15 protein-coding genes are annotated in these 16,910 nt (G+C 48.6%); 11 read left to right on the top strand and 4 right to left on the bottom strand.

The annotated features are described in order from the left end of the window. Nucleotides 1–61: 61 nt before the first annotated feature. Both pta and lipL read left to right on the top strand, forming a co-directional pair. Nucleotides 62–1,033: a phosphate acetyltransferase gene (pta, locus tag BpJC4_RS04015; protein WP_151697562.1), complete on the top strand. Its 972-nt coding sequence runs from the start codon at nt 62–64 to the stop codon at nt 1,031–1,033. A gap of 126 nt (nt 1,034–1,159) precedes the next feature. Further along, nucleotides 1,160–1,993 carry an octanoyl-[GcvH]:protein N-octanoyltransferase gene (gene lipL, locus BpJC4_RS04020; protein WP_151680993.1) on the top strand — a complete coding sequence of 278 codons (834 nt, stop codon included), beginning with the start codon at nt 1,160–1,162 and terminating at the stop codon, nt 1,991–1,993. 487 nt (nt 1,994–2,480) lie between these two features. On the opposite strand, the gene BpJC4_RS04025 is transcribed toward lipL, so the two are convergent. Continuing rightward, nucleotides 2,481–3,167, bottom strand: a complete 687-nt coding sequence (locus tag BpJC4_RS04025; RefSeq protein ID WP_151697563.1) for an RsfA family transcriptional regulator — start codon at nt 3,165–3,167, stop codon at nt 2,481–2,483. Nucleotides 3,168–3,371: 204 nt separating this feature from the next. On the opposite strand from BpJC4_RS04025, the gene BpJC4_RS04030 reads away from it, so the two are divergent. Continuing rightward, the gene (locus tag BpJC4_RS04030) at nt 3,372–4,688 is read left to right on the top strand and encodes an HD domain-containing protein (protein WP_151680987.1); all 1,317 of its coding nucleotides are present in this window, start codon (nt 3,372–3,374) and stop codon (nt 4,686–4,688) included. A gap of 18 nt (nt 4,689–4,706) precedes the next feature. After that, nucleotides 4,707–5,225, top strand: coding sequence for a YwgA family protein (locus BpJC4_RS04035; protein WP_151680988.1), 519 nt, complete (start codon nt 4,707–4,709; stop codon nt 5,223–5,225). A gap of 12 nt (nt 5,226–5,237) precedes the next feature. Here the strand turns inward: BpJC4_RS04035 and thmT are convergent, their stop codons facing one another. Continuing rightward, on the bottom strand, nt 5,238–5,423 hold the full coding sequence (gene thmT, locus BpJC4_RS04040) for a 2-hydroxymuconate tautomerase (RefSeq protein ID WP_151680989.1): 186 nt from the start codon (nt 5,421–5,423) through the stop codon (nt 5,238–5,240). A 151-nt stretch (nt 5,424–5,574) separates the two neighbouring features. Here thmT and BpJC4_RS04045 point away from each other — a divergent pair, with 151 nt between their 5' ends. Further along, entirely contained in the window at nt 5,575–6,237 is a 663-nt protein-coding gene (locus BpJC4_RS04045; protein ID WP_151680121.1) for a site-2 protease family protein, read from the top strand. Between the two features lie 198 nt (nt 6,238–6,435). After that, on the top strand, nt 6,436–6,948 hold the full coding sequence (locus tag BpJC4_RS04050) for a YwhD family protein (protein WP_151697564.1): 513 nt from the start codon (nt 6,436–6,438) through the stop codon (nt 6,946–6,948). Nucleotides 6,949–6,987: 39 nt separating this feature from the next. On the opposite strand, the gene BpJC4_RS04055 is transcribed toward BpJC4_RS04050, so the two are convergent. Then, nucleotides 6,988–9,045, bottom strand: coding sequence for a transglycosylase domain-containing protein (locus BpJC4_RS04055; RefSeq protein WP_151680119.1), 2,058 nt, complete (start codon nt 9,043–9,045; stop codon nt 6,988–6,990). A 212-nt stretch (nt 9,046–9,257) separates the two neighbouring features. On the opposite strand from BpJC4_RS04055, the gene speE reads away from it, so the two are divergent. From speE to argS, 4 genes are all read left to right on the top strand, one after another. Then, on the top strand, nt 9,258–10,088 hold the full coding sequence (gene speE, locus BpJC4_RS04060; protein WP_151680118.1) for a spermidine synthase: 831 nt from the start codon (nt 9,258–9,260) through the stop codon (nt 10,086–10,088). Between the two features lie 25 nt (nt 10,089–10,113). Continuing rightward, nucleotides 10,114–10,986 carry an agmatinase gene (speB, locus tag BpJC4_RS04065; protein WP_151680117.1) on the top strand — a complete coding sequence of 291 codons (873 nt, stop codon included), beginning with the start codon at nt 10,114–10,116 and terminating at the stop codon, nt 10,984–10,986. Between the two features lie 183 nt (nt 10,987–11,169). Continuing rightward, nucleotides 11,170–11,598 carry a YwiB family protein gene (locus BpJC4_RS04070; protein WP_151697565.1) on the top strand — a complete coding sequence of 143 codons (429 nt, stop codon included), beginning with the start codon at nt 11,170–11,172 and terminating at the stop codon, nt 11,596–11,598. After that, nucleotides 11,595–13,265: an arginine--tRNA ligase gene (gene argS, locus BpJC4_RS04075; RefSeq protein WP_151680115.1), complete on the top strand. Its 1,671-nt coding sequence runs from the start codon at nt 11,595–11,597 to the stop codon at nt 13,263–13,265. The genes BpJC4_RS04070 and argS overlap by 4 nt, the downstream gene beginning before the upstream one ends. A gap of 67 nt (nt 13,266–13,332) precedes the next feature. Here argS and BpJC4_RS04080 read toward each other — a convergent pair whose 3' ends face one another. Continuing rightward, a complete protein-coding gene (locus tag BpJC4_RS04080) occupies nt 13,333–14,532 on the bottom strand; it encodes a phospholipase D-like domain-containing protein (RefSeq protein ID WP_151680114.1) in 1,200 nt (399 codons plus the stop codon). 234 nt (nt 14,533–14,766) lie between these two features. Between BpJC4_RS04080 and BpJC4_RS04085 the strand changes: the two genes are divergently transcribed. Continuing rightward, nucleotides 14,767–16,884 carry a (Fe-S)-binding protein gene (locus tag BpJC4_RS04085; protein WP_172968283.1) on the top strand — a complete coding sequence of 706 codons (2,118 nt, stop codon included), beginning with the start codon at nt 14,767–14,769 and terminating at the stop codon, nt 16,882–16,884. Nucleotides 16,885–16,910: the final 26 nt, after the last annotated feature.

Raw genomic sequence — 16,910 nt, forward strand, 5'->3', positions numbered from 1 at the left:
TGATTTTTGGGGAGAATGGATTATCCTAAAAAAGGACATAGTCATAAAAGGAGTGATCGACATGAGCGAGTTTTTCGACACCGTTAAACAAAAAGTGCGGGGGCACAATAAAACCATTGTTTTTCCTGAAGGCCTGGATGAAAGGATTTTAACCGCTGCTTCCCGGCTTGCCTCTGAAGAAGTCATCCGCCCGGTGTTAATCGGGAACCGGAATGAAATCGAAGCAAAAGCACGGGAAATCAGCGTTTCGGTTGAAGGAATCCCTACATATGATCCGGAAAACTATGAGGGTTTTGAAGAGATGGTGCAGGCTTTTGTTGAACGGAGAAAAGGAAAAGCGACGGAAGAAGATGCGCGCAAGATTTTAAAAGATGTTAATTATTTCGGCACAATGCTTGTCTATTTGAAGAAAGCGGACGGACTTGTAAGCGGCGCCATCCATTCCACGGCGGACACGGTACGGCCTGCACTGCAGATCATTAAAACAAAACCGGGGGTCAAAAAAACGTCGGGTATCTTCATTATGGTAAGGGATAAAGAGAAATATGTATTTGCCGACTGCGCCATTAATATCGCGCCGGACAGCCAGGATTTGGCGGAAACGGCTGTGGAAAGCGCCAAGACGGCAAGAACGTTTGATATCGAGCCGAGAGTCGCCATGCTGAGCTTTTCAACAAAAGGTTCGGCCCATTCTGATGAGACGGAAAAAGTGGTGCAGGCTGTAAAAATGGCAAAAGAACTCGATCCGGATATTGTGCTGGACGGTGAGCTCCAGTTTGATGCAGCATATGTTCCGGCTGTCGCGCAAAGGAAAGCGCCGGATTCCGTCATCCAGGGGAATGCGACTGTGTTTATTTTTCCGAGCCTTGAAGCCGGCAATATCGGCTATAAAATGGCGCAGCGGCTCGGCGGCTTCGAAGCGGTCGGCCCGATCCTGCAGGGGCTGAATGCGCCTGTCAACGACTTATCGCGGGGCTGCAATGCTGAGGATGTTTACAATTTGGCCTTGATTTCAGCGGCGCAAAGTTTGTAATGTCCCTATTCCTGAATGCCGGGATTTACCGTTGGAATTTAGTTCCGGTTTGGCTTGGCTGCATCCTGCACAATGGCCAAATCCTTTTTATGTTTTTGGAAAAAGCAAATGGAGGAATGGACGGATATGGAAGAAGCGCTGCAATTGCTGAAGCAGCCGGAGTGGAGGATAATCGACCAGTCCTGCCTCGGCCCGCAGTTTGAAGCGGCCCAGTCTTTTGCAATGGACGATACATTATGCACATCGGTTGGGTCACACCTGTCTCCGGCGGTTGTGCGGACATGGGTGCACCACCAAACAATCAGCCTCGGCATTCAGGATACGAAGCTGCCTTTTCTGGAACAGGGGCTTAAATTTCTTGAAAGCATGGGTTACCGGTATCTTGTCCGCAATTCAGGCGGTCTTGCGGTTGTTTTGGATGATGGTGTGCTGAACGTTTCGCTTGTTGTGCCGGACACGGAAAAAGGGATGGACATCAACCGCGGATATGAGGCGATGTGGAAGCTTATCCAAATGATGTTTGCCGATTTCCCCGTGCAGATTGAGGCAGGCGAAATTGCCGGCTCGTACTGCCCAGGTAGCTATGACTTAAGCATTGAAGGGAAAAAATTTGCCGGCATCTCGCAGCGGCGTGTCCGAAAAGGGGTGGCTGTCCAGATTTATTTATGCATCACAGGCAGTGGTGCGGGCAGGGCGCGGCTCGTCCGGGGATTTTACGAACAGGCAAAGCAGGGTGCTGCGACAAAATTTCAATACCCGATGATACAGCCTGAAGTGATGGCGTCGCTGTCAGAGCTCCTGCAGGAAAATTTGGCGGTACAGGACGTTTTTATGCGGCTGCTGCAAACGCTGCAGGAGCTCGGAAGCCGGCTTGTGTCCCGGCCGCTGACGGAGCAGGAAACGGAATGGTACGGCCAATATTATGAACGCATGCTCGAACGCAATGCGCGATTTTTATAAGGTTTGCAGGTATGATTGGGTAGGAAAGCATGGTTTGGCACTTGCTTTACCAAACTTGGATTATAAAGACAAAACTTTGATCTGCAAGCAGAGAAAAGACTTTTAGCAGCCTTATAAAGTACAAAATGGTGTCCTTGGGGCGGCAAAAAGTCTTTTAGGAGCGTTATAAAGGACAGAAGCAGGTTCGTGGAGTATCGAAATGTCCCTTAGAAGCATTATTGAAGGACAGAGCGCCGGCCCTATAATGGGAAAAGTCTTTTAGGAGTGTTGTAAGGGACAAAAGCATAGCCTTGGGACAGCGAAAAGTCTTTCATAAGCATCATGGAGGACAAATGCCGTTCGCAACTCAGATAAACGTTCTTCAAGGGAAGAATTGAAGCATCTATCCCCAAAGTCACTAAACAGGCGGAAACCCATCGAGATCATGTTTCTCAATGGGTTTCCTTGTTTAAAAGAGCTTTTGGGATCGCGTTTTGCAATGGCAATGTCACTCCGCCATTTTCTCCAGGTTCCCGTTCCGGTCCATTTTGAATTTGGTTGTGCCGGTGTCGTCTTCTTCAAAGAGGACATATTTTCTGGCGCGATTCATGATTTTCATCAATGTTTCGTAATCTTCCTGCATCGTGACGGAGCCTTCTTCCAGCTCTTTGATGCGTTTTTTCAGCTCTTCCGTTTCTTTTTTTAGTTCCTGGTTTTCATGTTTCAATCTTGCATTCTCGCTTTTTAAAACCGTTGTCTGGAATTGCGTATTGTTTAAGTATTGCAGATAGCTGATGACTTTGACCAAGTTCATTTCCCCATTGTCCGTGCCTTGTGCATCTTCTCCGGCCTGCCCTTCCGCCTCCGCTTGGTCCGTAACCAACGGTATTTCACCAAGTTCTTCAAGCGTCGGTACTGGCGGCTGGTAAAGTAGTTTCTTTTTCCCACCCTGTTCTTTTCCAAGCAGGCGCTGGCGCTGCTTTCGCTGTTTTTTGGCAAGTTGCAAAGCTTGTTCGTAGTTGTGGCGGACGACCGCATTCCAGCGGAAACCACAGGCGGCCGAAGTGCGGTTCAGCTTATCGCCGACTTCCTCAAAAGCATTCAGCTGTGTGCTGCCTTCGCGCACATGGCGCAGCACCGTTTCGGCAAGCAACAAATCATCTTCTTCGCTCCACGCGTCTTGACGTGATTTCATTCTCATTACCCCCAATTTGAATTTTTGTTTTGATACTAAGAGAATGGACAAAAAATGCATTTTTTATACCAATATGGTAAAAAAATAATAGAGTTTTAGTGCGCGGCGGTGGAAAAATCCCTTTTTTCGGTTTGCGTACAGGCGCTTTTTTTCTTCTTTTGATCCCGGTATAATAGAATTACGACAGTAGGAAGAGGGTAAATCATGGAATACGCCAAACTTAAACTCAGCGAGGAAAAGGTATTTAAAGACCCTGTCCACCGTTATGTTCATGTGCGCGACCAGGTGATATGGGACTTGATCGGGACAAAAGAGTTCCAAAGGCTGCGCAGGATCCGGCAGCTCGGCACGACTTTCCTGACCTTTCACGGGGCAGAACACAGCCGGTTCAGCCATTCGCTCGGCGTATATGAAATTGTCAGGAGAATTACGGATGATGTATTTAAAAACAGGCCGAACTGGAACGGGAAGGACAGGCTTTTATCGCTTTGCGCCGCGCTTTTGCATGATCTTGGCCACGGGCCATTTTCCCACTCGTTCGAAAAAGTCTTCGGCATGGACCATGAAGAATTTACAAAGCAAATCATTTTAGGAAAAACGGAAGTAAACGAGGTGTTGCGGCGGGTCGGCAGGAACTTTCCGAAAAAAGTGGCGGAAGTCATAGCCAAAACTTCCGAAAATAAGCTTGTTGTCAGCCTGATCTCGAGCCAGCTCGATGCGGACCGGATGGATTACTTGCTGCGCGATGCCTATTATACCGGGGTCAGCTACGGCCATTTCGACATTGAACGGCTGCTCCGCGTCATGCGCCCTCATGAGGACCAGGCCGTTTTTAAATACAGCGGCATGCACGCGGTGGAAGACTATATTATGAGCCGCTACCAAATGTATTGGCAGGTGTATTTCCACCCGGTCACAAGGAGCGCGGAAGTCATCTTAACGAAAATTTTGCAGCGGGCAAAAGCCTTGTATGATGCGTCGTATGATTTCAAACACGAGCCCAGGCATTTCCGCTCGCTTTTTGAAGATCACCTTTCCCTTGAAGATTATTTGAAGATGGATGAACATGTGATGCTGTATTATATTGAAGTGTGGCAGGAAGAAGACGATTCGATTTTGCGGGATCTTTGCTCACGCTTTGTGAACCGGAATTTGTTTAAGTATGTTGAATTTGATCCAGCAAAAGAGTTTAAAGTACATAGCCGGTTGGAGAAACTTTTCCAGGAAGCCGGGATCGATCCGAATTATTATTTGGTGATTGATTCGTCGTCTGATCTTCCTTATGATTTTTACCGGCCAGGCGAGGAGGGGGAACGGCTTCCGATCAATTTGCTGATGCGGAACGGGGACTTGAAAGAATTGTCTAGGGAATCCGATATTGTAGATGCGATTTCGGGGAAAAGAAGAACCGACCATAAATTGTATTTTCCGCTTGATTTGATCAAAGACGAGACGGAATACGGCGAAAAGAAAAGGGAAATTGCCGCTTTGTTAAAGCTGTCCCAGAATCCGGAAATTTAATCAGGAGATGAATGGTTTGTGTTAGAAGATCATGTGAAATTAATGGGTGCGCTTGCCGTTTCGGGGGAGATTGTCGGGCGCAAAAAACTGCAAAAAATGATTTACATTGCGAAAAAATTGTCGTTTCCGTTCCAGGAAAAGTTTGAATTCCATTTTTACGGCCCGTACTCGGAAGAACTGACGCTGAGGATAGAAGAACTGACCAATCTCGGCTTTGTGAAAGAAGTCAAGGAGAAAAAAGGCGGATATGTCCAATACCGTTATACGGTTACTGATGAAGGCCATGAATTTTTAAATATGTACGAGCAGGAGCTGCCCGGGCTTGATGCCTGCCTGATAGAAATGAACGGGCAAAACGCGCGTTTTCTCGAACTCGTTTCAACGGTCATGTACTTTGATGCGCTCCCGAAGGACGAAGTGAAAGAAAAAATCTTTACGTTAAAAGCAAAGCAGCACTATACGGAGGAAGAAATCAGCCAGGCGTATGACTACATCGAAAAATTAAAAAAAATCGCTAAGCCTGTGCAAAGGGCTTAGCGATTTCCCTCTTTATTCGTCGCTTTTACGGACGCCGCCTACGGCATAGTGGTTTTTCGACATTTCTTCAATGAAAACCGTGATGTTTTCTTTCGGGGCGTTCACCGTTTCGCTGACAGCGGCGGTCACTTTTTCAACCAATGCTTTCTTTTGCTCGTCAGTACGGCCTTCCAGCATTTTTACCGTTACATATGGCATATGGCTGCATCTCCTTTTTGTTGATCGTTTCCGTTTAAAATTGTAAAGATTTTTTTGCCCGCCCGCAAGTGCCTACCGGTGGCAATCAAATGAATATACTGCGCAAATTTTGTATACTATTAATAATATCATTTTAAAAGGGGACCGGTTTGTGGAACCATTACAACATTTTTTGGCATATCCGTTAAGGGATATCCCGATTGTCGCAGCGGTGCTGATCATTGCCTTTACCATCCATGAGTTTGCCCATGCTTATACAGCTTACCTGCTTGGCGACCCAACCGCCAAGCGAGAGGGGAGGGTGACGCTGAACCCGGTGCAGCATATTGACCCGCTTGGGGCGCTGCTGATTTTTGTAGCCGGTTTTGGCTGGGCGCGCCCTGTCCCGGTGAACCGATTCCATTTCCAAAATCCGCGCCTTGCCGGTGTGCTCGTGTCTTTCATGGGCCCGGCCAGCAATTTTTTGTTGGCTTTTCTAGGGAACATTATCCTGTATATATTGATTGCGACCGGGATCGGCGCCGGCCTGCCGTGGTTTGTGCTTTCGTTTTTCAATTATTTTGTCTGGCTGAATCTCGTTTTATTTATTTTTAACTTAATCCCGCTGCCGCCATTGGACGGCTACCGGATCATTGAAGACTTGGTTTCGCCATCGGTACGCGCGAAAATGACGCAGTATGAGCAGTACAGCATTCTGGTCTTTTTGGTTTTTCTCGTGACGCCGCTAGACCAGTATACGATTTCGCCGCTCATCAACAGCGCGGTGCCGTCGATTATGAGGGGCTTTCAAACCATTGTTTCTGTTTTTAGTTAAAAAGCGGTGCGCCCCGCTTAGCAGGATATGGCGCCGGGTCACACGGAATATCAAAAAAATACGGGCCGGCCCCCATACTGCGAAACAGTACGCCGGCCGCCGGAGCCGGTCAAAAACAGCGGAGGGTGCCGCGGTGCCCGGCGTTTGCATTTCAGGGCTAAAGTCTAGGGCCATCATTTGAGAAAGGGGATGTAAAAAATGGCTGAACAAAAGAAAAAAGCAGAGTTTAATATCATTAAAAATGCGCCGACCGACGGGCACCGGGGTTTTGGTGTCGGGGCGCTGAATCTGGAGAATGTGTCCCCGGTTATTATTGATATCAATGAAGGCACGGCCGTTGTCGATATCGGAGCGATGCATGCTAGGAGCGCCGTGGAAAAAAGGGTCAAATTTTCCCATGACCGTTCGGAAGTGCCGGAAGAAGGGGCAAAACCTTACTGGCTTGTGTGGGTGACGATTGAACGCGGCGAAAAAGGGCCTTATTATCATGGGGTGACGGCTTGCGAAATGGTGGTCAACAAAGAAAAACGCCGCGGCTATAAATCGCTGCCGGAACATGTCAACCGCCTCGACAAATCGATGAAAGGCCATATTATCGTCGACCATATGGATGACAAATCGAAAAAAGTGTTGGCGGATTTCTTAAAGGGACACAGTAGGGAAATGTGGGATTTATCAAGCGACGAACTGAAGGAAGCATTAAGGGTCTGACCGCCTTTGAGCCAGACCCTTTGCTTTTTAGTGTGCCGATTATTTAAAAAACGGAAATAGTTTTTGCAGCCAGTTGTGGTGCTTGTGTGGATATAGGTCATTTTCTGCCGTATCAGGGTGTTTGCTGCACGGTTCAACCGGTTCGGTGCCGGAAATAAAATAGGTGAGCCTCGCCACCGGGCAGTTGGGCGTCGCCAGTTTGCCGGTTGAGGGGTCGATTTCCACGGCGGTGACTCCTTTTGGCGGTTTAAATTCCTCTACCGGCTGATGAGCCAGTGCTTTTTCCATAAAGTGGGCCCAAATTTTTTTGGCGTACATTTTATCGGCGGCCAAAGTGATTTCCTGCCCGTTGTCATAGCCGACCCACACGCCTGAAACGAGCTGGGGCGAAAATCCGATCATCCAGCTGTCGGTGTTGGTGGAACCGGATTTTCCGGCATACGGGCGGGTGATGTCTTTGACAATGGAGGCGCCGGTTACACTTGCATATCCGTTTAAACGCTTGTCAAACATACCTGTCATCATTTGCGAGGTGACAAAAGCCGCATCCTGATTTAACACCCGTTTTTTCTCCGGTTTGTACTCGTATAAAACATGGCCTTTGTAATCTTCGACTTTTGTGATAAAAACGGGCCCGTTTTCGATTCCGTTGTTGGCAAGCAGGCTGTATGCATGTACCATATCAAGCAGGTGCACGCCGGAAGTGCCCAATGCAAGCGAAGGCACTTTTTCCATCGGCGTCGTCAGACCGAATTGCTTTGCGGTATGGACGAGTACATTTTCCCCGAGCAGCAAATGGGTTTTGACCGCATAAATATTATCCGAAACGGCGAGCGCCTGTAGCATCGTAATGTTCCCGTCCGCATACTGGCTGTTAAAATTATGCGGTCTGTATACGGACTTGCCGCCATCGAACCGGAAAACGGTCGGTTCGCTTTTCAGCATCGTTACCGGGGTGAAACCGTGGTTCAGCGCGGCATAATATAGGAGCGGCTTCATTGTGGATCCGGGCTGCCGCGTCGCCTGTGTTACCCGGTTATAAGGGCTTTCCCCGTAATCCCGGCCCCCGACGAGCGCGGTCACAAAGCCGTTTTTCGGGTTGATGGCCGCAAAACCGAGCTGGACCTGTGAAGAATCCGGGATGGTTTCCTTCACCGTTTCTTCAGCGATCTTTTGCTGCCGGATGTCTAAAGTGGTATATACTCTCAGCCCGCCAAGCGCGATCGTTTGGTCATCAAATCCCAGTTTCGTTTTCAATAGTTTTTTGACAATATCCTGGAAATATGGGGCGGTCCGGGTTGTGTCCGGTTCGGCTTTCCGGACGATCGTTAATGGTTCATTGGCTGCTTCCGTCGCCTGTTTTTCCGTAATATAGCCGTTTTTCACCATTGATTGCAATACGGCAAGCTGCCGTTGTTTTGCTTTTTCGGGGGAAATGACGGGTGAGTAGATCCCCGGGCCGTTCGGGATTCCGGCAAGCATCGCAGCTTCGGCAAGTGTCAGGTTTTTGACGTCTTTTCCGAAATAGTATTGGCTTGCGGCCTGTATCCCGTACTTCCCATGCCCATAGTTGATTGTATTTAAATAGCCCTCCAAAATCTGGTCTTTACTGTAATTCGATTCAAGCCTGACCGTATAGAAAGCTTCTTTTAATTTCCTTTCCCATGTCTTATCCATCGTTAAAAATAGGTTACGTGCGTACTGCTGGGTAATGGTGCTCGCCCCTTGCACTTTTCCCATTGCCTTCATATCGGCAACCAGGGCTCCGGCCATGCGCCGGTAGTCAAAACCGTGGTGGTGGTAAAAGTTGCGGTCTTCGATTGAGATGGTGGCGTCAACGGCATCTTTGGATATGTCCTTCAACGGAACCCAATACCGTTGCTGGCCGCTGTTTGTTTCCCCGATCAGTTTGCCGCCTTTTGCGTAATAAAGGGTGGATTGCGGGACGGAAAGCGGCGGCGGCCCGAGGATTTTTGCATAGAAATAGACAGCCGCTGCCAAGGCGGACAGCAGGATGGCGAAAGCAAAAAAGGCAAGAAGCAAAATGCGCAGGCCCCATTTTGCTTTCTGGATCTTTGGTGTTGTAAGTGTCTCCATCATCCACACCTCTTTTTTATTCTTATTTCCTTAGTATTTAGTAAGAAAGGAAATTTTAAACACAGAAGCAAGAAAAATGAAAGGAAGCAAAAAAATTCTTGCTTTTTTCCGGAAATCTACTATACTTTTTTTCATGTGTTTGGGATGAATCATTCCTATAAGGGAAGACATAATAGAAACTAGATATTACGCGATTAGAGGAGGACATGATCATGGGCGGACTGTGGTTTACAGAAAAACAAACGAAAGATTTCGGGATCACGATGCGGGTGAACCAAACTTTACATACCGAACAGACCGAATTCCAGAAACTCGATATGGTGGAAACGGCCGAATGGGGCAATATGCTCATCTTGGACGGCATGGTGATGACATCGATCAAAGATGAATTTGTTTACCATGAAATGATCGCGCATGTTCCGCTTTTTACCCATCCGAATCCGGAAAATGTGCTCGTTGTCGGCGGCGGGGACGGCGGCGTGATCCGCGAAATTTTGAAGCACCCTGAAGTGAAAAAAGCAACGCTTGTCGAAATTGACGGCAAGGTCATTGAGTATTCGAAAAAGTTTCTGCCTGAAATCGCAGGTGAACTGGATAACCCGCGCGTCGAGGTAAAAGTCGATGACGGGTTTATGCATATCGCAAAAAGTGAGAATGCGTATGATGTGATCATGGTTGATTCCACCGAACCGGTCGGCCCTGCTGTCAACCTGTTTACAAAAGGGTTTTACGCCGGCATTGCAAAAGCTTTAAAAGAAGACGGGCTTTTTGTCGCGCAGACGGACAACCCGTGGTTTAAAGCGAACCTGATCCGTGAAGTGCAGCGCGACGTGAAAGAAATTTTCCCGATTACAAGGCTGTATACAGCCAATGTCCCGACGTACCCGAGCGGTATGTGGACGTTTACAATTGGTTCGAAAAAATATGATCCGCTTGAAGTCAGTGAAGGACGGTTCCATGAGATTGAAACGAAATACTATACAAAAGAACTGCATAAAGCGGCGTTTGTGCTACCGAAATTTGTAGAAGACTTGACAAAGTAAGCAAAGTAAGAAGAGGAGAACAGACATGAGATTTGACGAAGCATATTCAGGCAATGTTTTTATCGGCGCCAATCCCGATTATGAGACAAGCCGGGTTGTCATTTACGGCATGCCGATGGACTGGACGGTCAGCTACCGGCCGGGGTCCAGGTTCGGCCCGACGCGCATCCGCGAAGTATCGATCGGGCTTGAAGAATACAGCCCGTACCTCGACCGCGAACTGGCCGAAGTAAAATATTTCGATGCCGGCGATATTCCGCTCCCATTCGGCAATCCGCAAAGAAGCCTCGATATGATTGAGGATTATGTGAAGATTTTGCTGAAAGACGGAAAATTCCCGTTCGGCCTTGGAGGGGAGCATCTTGTTTCATGGCCGGTGATCCGTGCCGTCTATCAAAAATATCCGGATTTGGCGGTGATCCATTTTGATGCCCATACCGATCTCCGGACGGAATATGAAGGAGAGCCGCTTTCGCATTCGACGCCGATCCGCAAAGTGGCTGAGCTGATCGGGCCGAAAAACGTCTACTCTTTCGGCATCCGTTCCGGCATGAAAGAAGAGTTTGATTGGGCAGAAAAAAATGGCATGCACATCTCGAAATTCGAAGTGTTCGGGCCGCTCAAAAAAGTGCTGCCGGAACTTTCCGGCCGCCCGGTATATGTGACGATTGACATCGACGTGCTTGATCCGGCATTTGCGCCGGGGACGGGTACGGTGGATGCCGGCGGGATTACTTCGAAAGAACTGCTCGCATCGATCCATGCGATCTCAAATTCGAAAGTAAATGTCGTCGGCTGCGATCTTGTCGAAGTGGCGCCGGTTTACGACCATTCCGAACAAACCGCCAATACGGCAAGCAAACTGGTGCGCGAAATGATGCTTGGCTGGGTGAAATAGGAAACGCTATGGCCCGGTGCTGCAGCCTTACTTGAGGCCGGCGCCGGGCTTTTAAAGTTCCTCTTGTGGAATGCCGCGGTTGTTTTGTATGATAAAATAAAGATACAGGCGATGTTATTCTTCCAGTGGAAAGGTTATAATGGATAGACAACAAACGGAAAGTTTCTCTAAGGATGTGGGAAAATGGCGGAAGAAACCGTTTCTTGCCCCGTAAAAATACATATGGTGACGGAATTTTTCCAAGAAGAAGAACTTGTTTTATTCGGCCGTTATTACGAAAAAGGCGGTGCGGCTTATCTAAAATACAATGAAATGCAGGAAACGGGCGAAATCCATACGGTTGTAAAAGTGGGCGGTGAAAAAGCACTGATTTTAAGAAGCGGAACGGTTTCTATGCGGCTTGATCTGCGACCCGGCGAAAAGCGGCCGGGTTCTTATGGCAGCGGGTACGGCACTTTTCCGCTTGAAGTAATGGCAGATGATGTGGCACACCGCCGTACAGGGTATATGCATGGGCAGTTTTCCCTTGGTTACAGGCTTTTTATACAGGAGAGACAGGTCGGTACATACAAGATGACGATCCATTACGAGGAGGTACAAGAGGCAAAATGAACATAACGGAACAAATTCAGGAAATATTAAAAGCGGAAATCAAAGAAGCTGTCATAAAAACCGGCCTTGTACCGGAAGAAGACATTCCGTCAATTGTGCTGGAAAAACCGAAAGAAAAGGCGTACGGCGATTATGCCGCAAACATTGCGATGCAACTGGCGCGCGCGGCGAAAAAAGCACCGCGTGTCATCGCGGAAGCCGTTGTGGGGCAGCTTGACAAATCGAAAGCGTCCATTGAAAAAGTGGAAATCGCGGGGCCGGGCTTCATCAATTTTTACTTGGACAATGCATATTTGACGCAGCTTATTCCAACGATTTTGCAGGAAGGCGATGATTACGGCCGCTCGGATGCCGGAAAAGGGGAAAAAATTCAGGTTGAATTCGTATCGGCCAACCCGACTGGCGACCTTCACCTCGGGCATGCGCGCGGGGCGGCAGTCGGCGATTCTCTTTGCAATATCCTGGAAAAAGCGGGCTATGATGTGACCCGTGAATACTACATCAATGATGCCGGAAATCAGATCCACAACCTGGCATTGTCGGTCGAAGCGCGTTACTTCCAGGCGCTCGGCATCGAGAAAGAAATGCCGGCAGACGGCTACTACGGCCAGGATATCATTGATTTGGGGCAGAAACTGGCAAAAGAATACGGGAAAAAGTTTGTAGATGCAGATGAAAACGAACGTTATGAATTTTTCCGCCGGTATGGCCTTGATTATGAAATGGATAAACTGAAAAAGGACCTCGAAGACTTCCGCGTGCGTTTTGACGTCTGGTATTCGGAAACTTCCCTATATAAGAGCGGGAAAATTGACGATATGCTGAAAATTATGCGCGAAAAAGGGCATATTTATGAAAAAGACGGGGCGACCTGGTTCCGTTCGACAACTTTCGGCGACGACAAAGACCGCGTGCTGATCAAAAAAGACGGGACCTACACCTATTTGACCCCTGATATAGCGTACCATAAAGATAAATTTGACCGCGGATTCAATACAGTGATTAATATTTGGGGCGCCGACCACCACGGTTATATCCCGCGCATGAAAGCGGCAATGGAAGCCCTCGGATATGATAAGGACCATCTTGAAGTCGAGATTATCCAGCTTGTCCATCTTTATAAAAACGGCGAAAAAATGAAGATGAGCAAACGGACGGGAAAAGCGGTGACAATGCGCGATTTGATCGAAGAAGTCGGCCTCGATGCAACCCGTTATTTCTTTGCGATGAGAAGTTCGGATACACACTTGGACTTCGACCTTGATCTTGCCGTTTCGCAGTCCAATGAAAACCCGGTTTATTATGCGCAGTATGCCCATGCCCGCATTTGCAGCATTTTGCGGCAGGCAGAAGAGAAAGGGCTCGGTCCGGATACGAGGGGGGATTTTTCCGCGATCCGCTCTGAAAAGGAAATGGATGTCCTGAAAAAATTGGGCGAATTCCCGCAGGTGATTGCCGAAGCGGCAGAAAAGCGGATCCCGCACCGCATCACCAAATATATCAACGAGCTGGCGTCCGCGTTCCACAGCTTTTATAATGCGGTAAAAGTGCTCGATCCGGAGCATGAAGCCGCCACAAAAGCGCGCCTTGCTTTGATCAAAGCCGTCCAAACCACGCTGAAAAACGCTTTGCGGATGATCGGCGTTTCAGCACCGGAAAAAATGTAAACAGCACATCAATCCCCCGTCCAGATACCGACGGGGGGTTTCTTTTTTATGATGATGTTGATGGATTTTATAAAAATTCTTCAATTGCCCGTGCGCCCCACTCTTTTGCTTTTGAAAACCAGCCGGGGTGGTTGATATCTTCAAGTGTGAGCGGGATGGCGTGCCTGGTATCTTCCATGAACACCTCGCGCATTTTTTGAATAAAGCCGGCATCATAAACGAGGCAGTTGATTTCAAGGTTCAAAAGTACGCTGCGTCGGTCGAAATTGGCAGTCCCGATATCGCAGACGGCTTCGTCTATGATCACAATTTTGGCATGATAAAAACCGGGGTTGAATAAATAAATTTCCGCCCCTTTTTTGAGCAGTTCGCGGAAAAACCGGAAAGCGGCCTCTTTTACAAGCATATGGTCGGCTTTTCCGGGCGCGAGCACCACCAATTTTACGCCGCGCTCCAACGCCCTGACCAGTTTTTTTTGGATTTTCGCGGTCGGAATAAAATAAGGCGAGCCGATAAAAATGGAGGAGCGCGCCCGGTCAATCAGCCCGCACAACAAATCCTCAAGGTCAATCCCTTCTGTCGGAATGATTTGGTGGCGCAATCCCTCCGTTTCGGCACGGGGTGTTACCGCCATTGCAGCGGACATTTTCTCTTTGGCGGCTTCGTTCCAATTTAAGATAAATTCCTGCTGCAAATCGCCGATGCTCCCACCTGTCAAGCGGAAATGATAATCCCGCCAAGGAGAAAGTGCCGGATTTTCACCAATGTATTCTTTTCCGACATTAAATCCGCCGATATAGCCAATCTTTCCGTCAATCACGGTGATTTTCCTATGGTTCCGCTGCTGGAGCGAAAAAAAGAAAAACGGGAATGTTGGCCGGTGGCTGACGGCAAAAGATGCGCCCGCTTGTTCGAGCTGCGAGATCATTTTTTTCGTGACCCGGCGGCTGCCCGCCCAATCGAGCAGCACCTTGACATCAATATCTTCCCGCGCTTTTTTTGCCAAAAGGTTGAATAGATCCCGGCTGATGCCGTCATTATTCACAATATAAAAAAGGACATAGATGCTTTCTTTTGCGTTTCCGATATCGGAAAAATATTGCGGAAATAAATCTTCCCCGGACGTAAAAATGGTAAAGTCGCCTGCCCGGATGGGATATTCCCGCTTATGGCAAATGCTGCAAAAATGTTTTTTTCCGAGCGTGTAATCGGTAATGAGCCAGATGACGAGTGCTGCTGCCGCTGAGAGAGACAAAAGCAAGATCATATCATTTTCCCCGTTTCACAGATGTTCATATCCGTTAGTCTACCCAAAAGGCGCCGATTTTACATATGGATAACACACAAAATGGGAAACGTCTTTTCAGAAAATCTTAAAAAAATCAAAAAAAGGATTGACTGAATGCTCATTCATTATATAATAGGAGTAAGCAAGATTCGGAAAATTTCCTGTTTTCCTTAACGTGCAGCACGAATGATCGAAGGGAGTGTCGGGGGAAAGATGCACATTTTATTATGGTTGAACTGGATTGCATTCCTGTCTGTAACCGCTTACGGTATTGGCCTGTTTGTTTATTTGGTGAGGACAAGGGTGCAGTATATCAAATTGGGGAAGAAGCAGGAATTTGACAATAACGTAAAGGAGCGGCTCAAGAAAATCTGGGTGTATGTCTTCGGGCAGAAAAAGCTGCTCAAAGATAAAAAAAGCGGCGCCATCCACGTCATGATGTTTTACGGGTTCATTCTCGTCCAATTCGGCGCCATCGATTTTATTTGGAAGGGGCTTGCGCCGGGCACGCACTTGCCGCTCGGGCTGCTTTATCCTGGATTTACCTTTTTCCAGGAAATCGTCACGCTCGTCATTTTATTTGCGGTCGGCTGGGCGTATTACCGCCGCTATATTGAAAAGCTCGTGCGCCTGAAACGGGATTTTAAAGCGGGGCTTGTGCTTATTTTTATCGGCGGGTTGATGGTTTCCGTCCTTGTCGGAGGCGGCATGGGTCTCATCTGGCACCAGGAGGAACTGTCATGGACGGAACCGGTCGCATCAGCACTTGCCGCGGCTTTCGACTGGATCGGGCCCCGAGCAGCGGCTGTTGTCTTTTACATTGCATGGTGGATGCACCTGCTGCTGCTTTTGACGTTCCTCGTCTACATTCCGCAGTCGAAGCATGCCCACTTGATTGCTGGGCCGGCGAATGTGTACCTGAACCGGCTTGATGATGTCGGCAAGCTCCGCCCGATCGATTTTGAGGATGAGTCGCAGGAAAGCTTCGGGGTCGGCAAAATCCAGGACTTCACGCAGCTGCAGCTTGTCGATCTGTATGCGTGCGTCGAATGCGGGCGTTGCACGAATATGTGCCCGGCGACCGGGACAGGCAAGATGCTTTCGCCGATGGATCTGATCATTAAATTAAGGGATCATTTAACGAATTACGGTGCGGCTGTCACGTCCAAGCAGCCGTGGGTTCCGGCCTTCGCTTTTTCGCATACGAAAGGGAACCAGCTCGCAATGGCAAGCGCAACCCGGGGGGCTGAAGAGGCGGCAGCTGCTCTTTCTTACCGGCCAAGCCTAATCGGCGATGTTATTACGGAAGAAGAGATCTGGGCGTGCACGACATGCCGGAACTGTGAAGACCAGTGCCCGGTAATGAACGAGCATGTCGAAAAGATTATCGACCTCAGGCGCTATCTTGTGCTGACGGAAGGGAAAGTGAACCCGGATGCGCAGCGGGCGATGCAGAACATTGAGCGGCAGGGCAACCCTTGGGGGCTGAACCGGAAAGAGCGGGAAACATGGCGCGAAGGGCGGGAGGATATCCAAGTGCCGACCGTAAAAGAAATGAAAAAATCCGGTGAGGAATTTGAATATTTATTCTGGGTCGGTTCGATGGGCTCCTATGACAGCCGCAGCCAGAAAATCGCACAGTCGTTTGCGAAGCTGCTCAATGAAGCAGGCGTCAAATTTGCCATCCTCGGCAATAAGGAGAAAAACTCCGGGGATACGGCTCGCAGGCTTGGAAATGAATTTTTATTCCAGGAGCTGGCCGGCCAGAATATTGCCGAGTTTGAAAAAAACGGTGTGAAAAAAATCGTAACGATTGACCCGCACGCATACAATACGTTTAAGAAGGAATATAAGGATTTCGGGTTTGAAGGGGAAGTGTACCACCATACCGAGGTGCTGTACCAGCTGCTTAAGGAAGGACGCTTAAAACCGAAATATGAAGTGAATGAGGCTGTAACGTTCCATGATTCCTGCTATCTTGGCAGATACAATGATATTTATAACCAGCCGCGCGAAATCTTAAAAATGATTCCGGGCGTAAAGCTGGTGGAAATGGAACGGAACCGTGAAACGGCGATGTGCTGCGGGGCCGGCGGCGGCTTAATGTGGATGGAAGAAGATACCGGGCACCGGATTAATGTGGCACGCACGGAGCAGGCGCTTGCCGTCAATCCAACCGTCATCAGCACGGAATGCCCGTACTGTCTGACGATGCTGTCCGACGGCACGAAAGCAAAAGAAGTGGAAGACAAGGTCAAAACGCTTGATGTGGCGGAAATTCTTGAACTTTCGGTTTGCGGCGTGCCGGGGCGGGCAACTGCAGTATCTTAATCGAGCAACATCATACGATAACGGCG

It is taken from the genome of Weizmannia acidilactici, assembly GCF_008974185.1.
GTDB classification, from domain to species: Bacteria; Bacillota; Bacilli; order Bacillales; family Bacillaceae_C; genus Weizmannia; species Weizmannia acidilactici.

Coding starts and splice junctions, on each gene's coding strand:
- BpJC4_RS04080 (WP_151680114.1), bottom strand. CDS start 14,532: ATGATCTTGCTTTTGTCTCTCTCAGCGGCAGCAGCACTCGTCATCTGG.
- argS (WP_151680115.1), top strand. CDS start 11,595: ATGAACATAACGGAACAAATTCAGGAAATATTAAAAGCGGAAATCAAA.
- BpJC4_RS04050 (WP_151697564.1), top strand. CDS start 6,436: ATGGCTGAACAAAAGAAAAAAGCAGAGTTTAATATCATTAAAAATGCG.
- thmT (WP_151680989.1), bottom strand. CDS start 5,423: ATGCCATATGTAACGGTAAAAATGCTGGAAGGCCGTACTGACGAGCAA.
- BpJC4_RS04085 (WP_172968283.1), top strand. CDS start 14,767: ATGCACATTTTATTATGGTTGAACTGGATTGCATTCCTGTCTGTAACC.
- speB (WP_151680117.1), top strand. CDS start 10,114: ATGAGATTTGACGAAGCATATTCAGGCAATGTTTTTATCGGCGCCAAT.
- BpJC4_RS04070 (WP_151697565.1), top strand. CDS start 11,170: ATGGCGGAAGAAACCGTTTCTTGCCCCGTAAAAATACATATGGTGACG.
- pta (WP_151697562.1), top strand. CDS start 62: ATGAGCGAGTTTTTCGACACCGTTAAACAAAAAGTGCGGGGGCACAAT.
- BpJC4_RS04030 (WP_151680987.1), top strand. CDS start 3,372: ATGGAATACGCCAAACTTAAACTCAGCGAGGAAAAGGTATTTAAAGAC.
- BpJC4_RS04055 (WP_151680119.1), bottom strand. CDS start 9,045: ATGGAGACACTTACAACACCAAAGATCCAGAAAGCAAAATGGGGCCTG.
- speE (WP_151680118.1), top strand. CDS start 9,258: ATGGGCGGACTGTGGTTTACAGAAAAACAAACGAAAGATTTCGGGATC.
- BpJC4_RS04025 (WP_151697563.1), bottom strand. CDS start 3,167: ATGAAATCACGTCAAGACGCGTGGAGCGAAGAAGATGATTTGTTGCTT.
- lipL (WP_151680993.1), top strand. CDS start 1,160: ATGGAAGAAGCGCTGCAATTGCTGAAGCAGCCGGAGTGGAGGATAATC.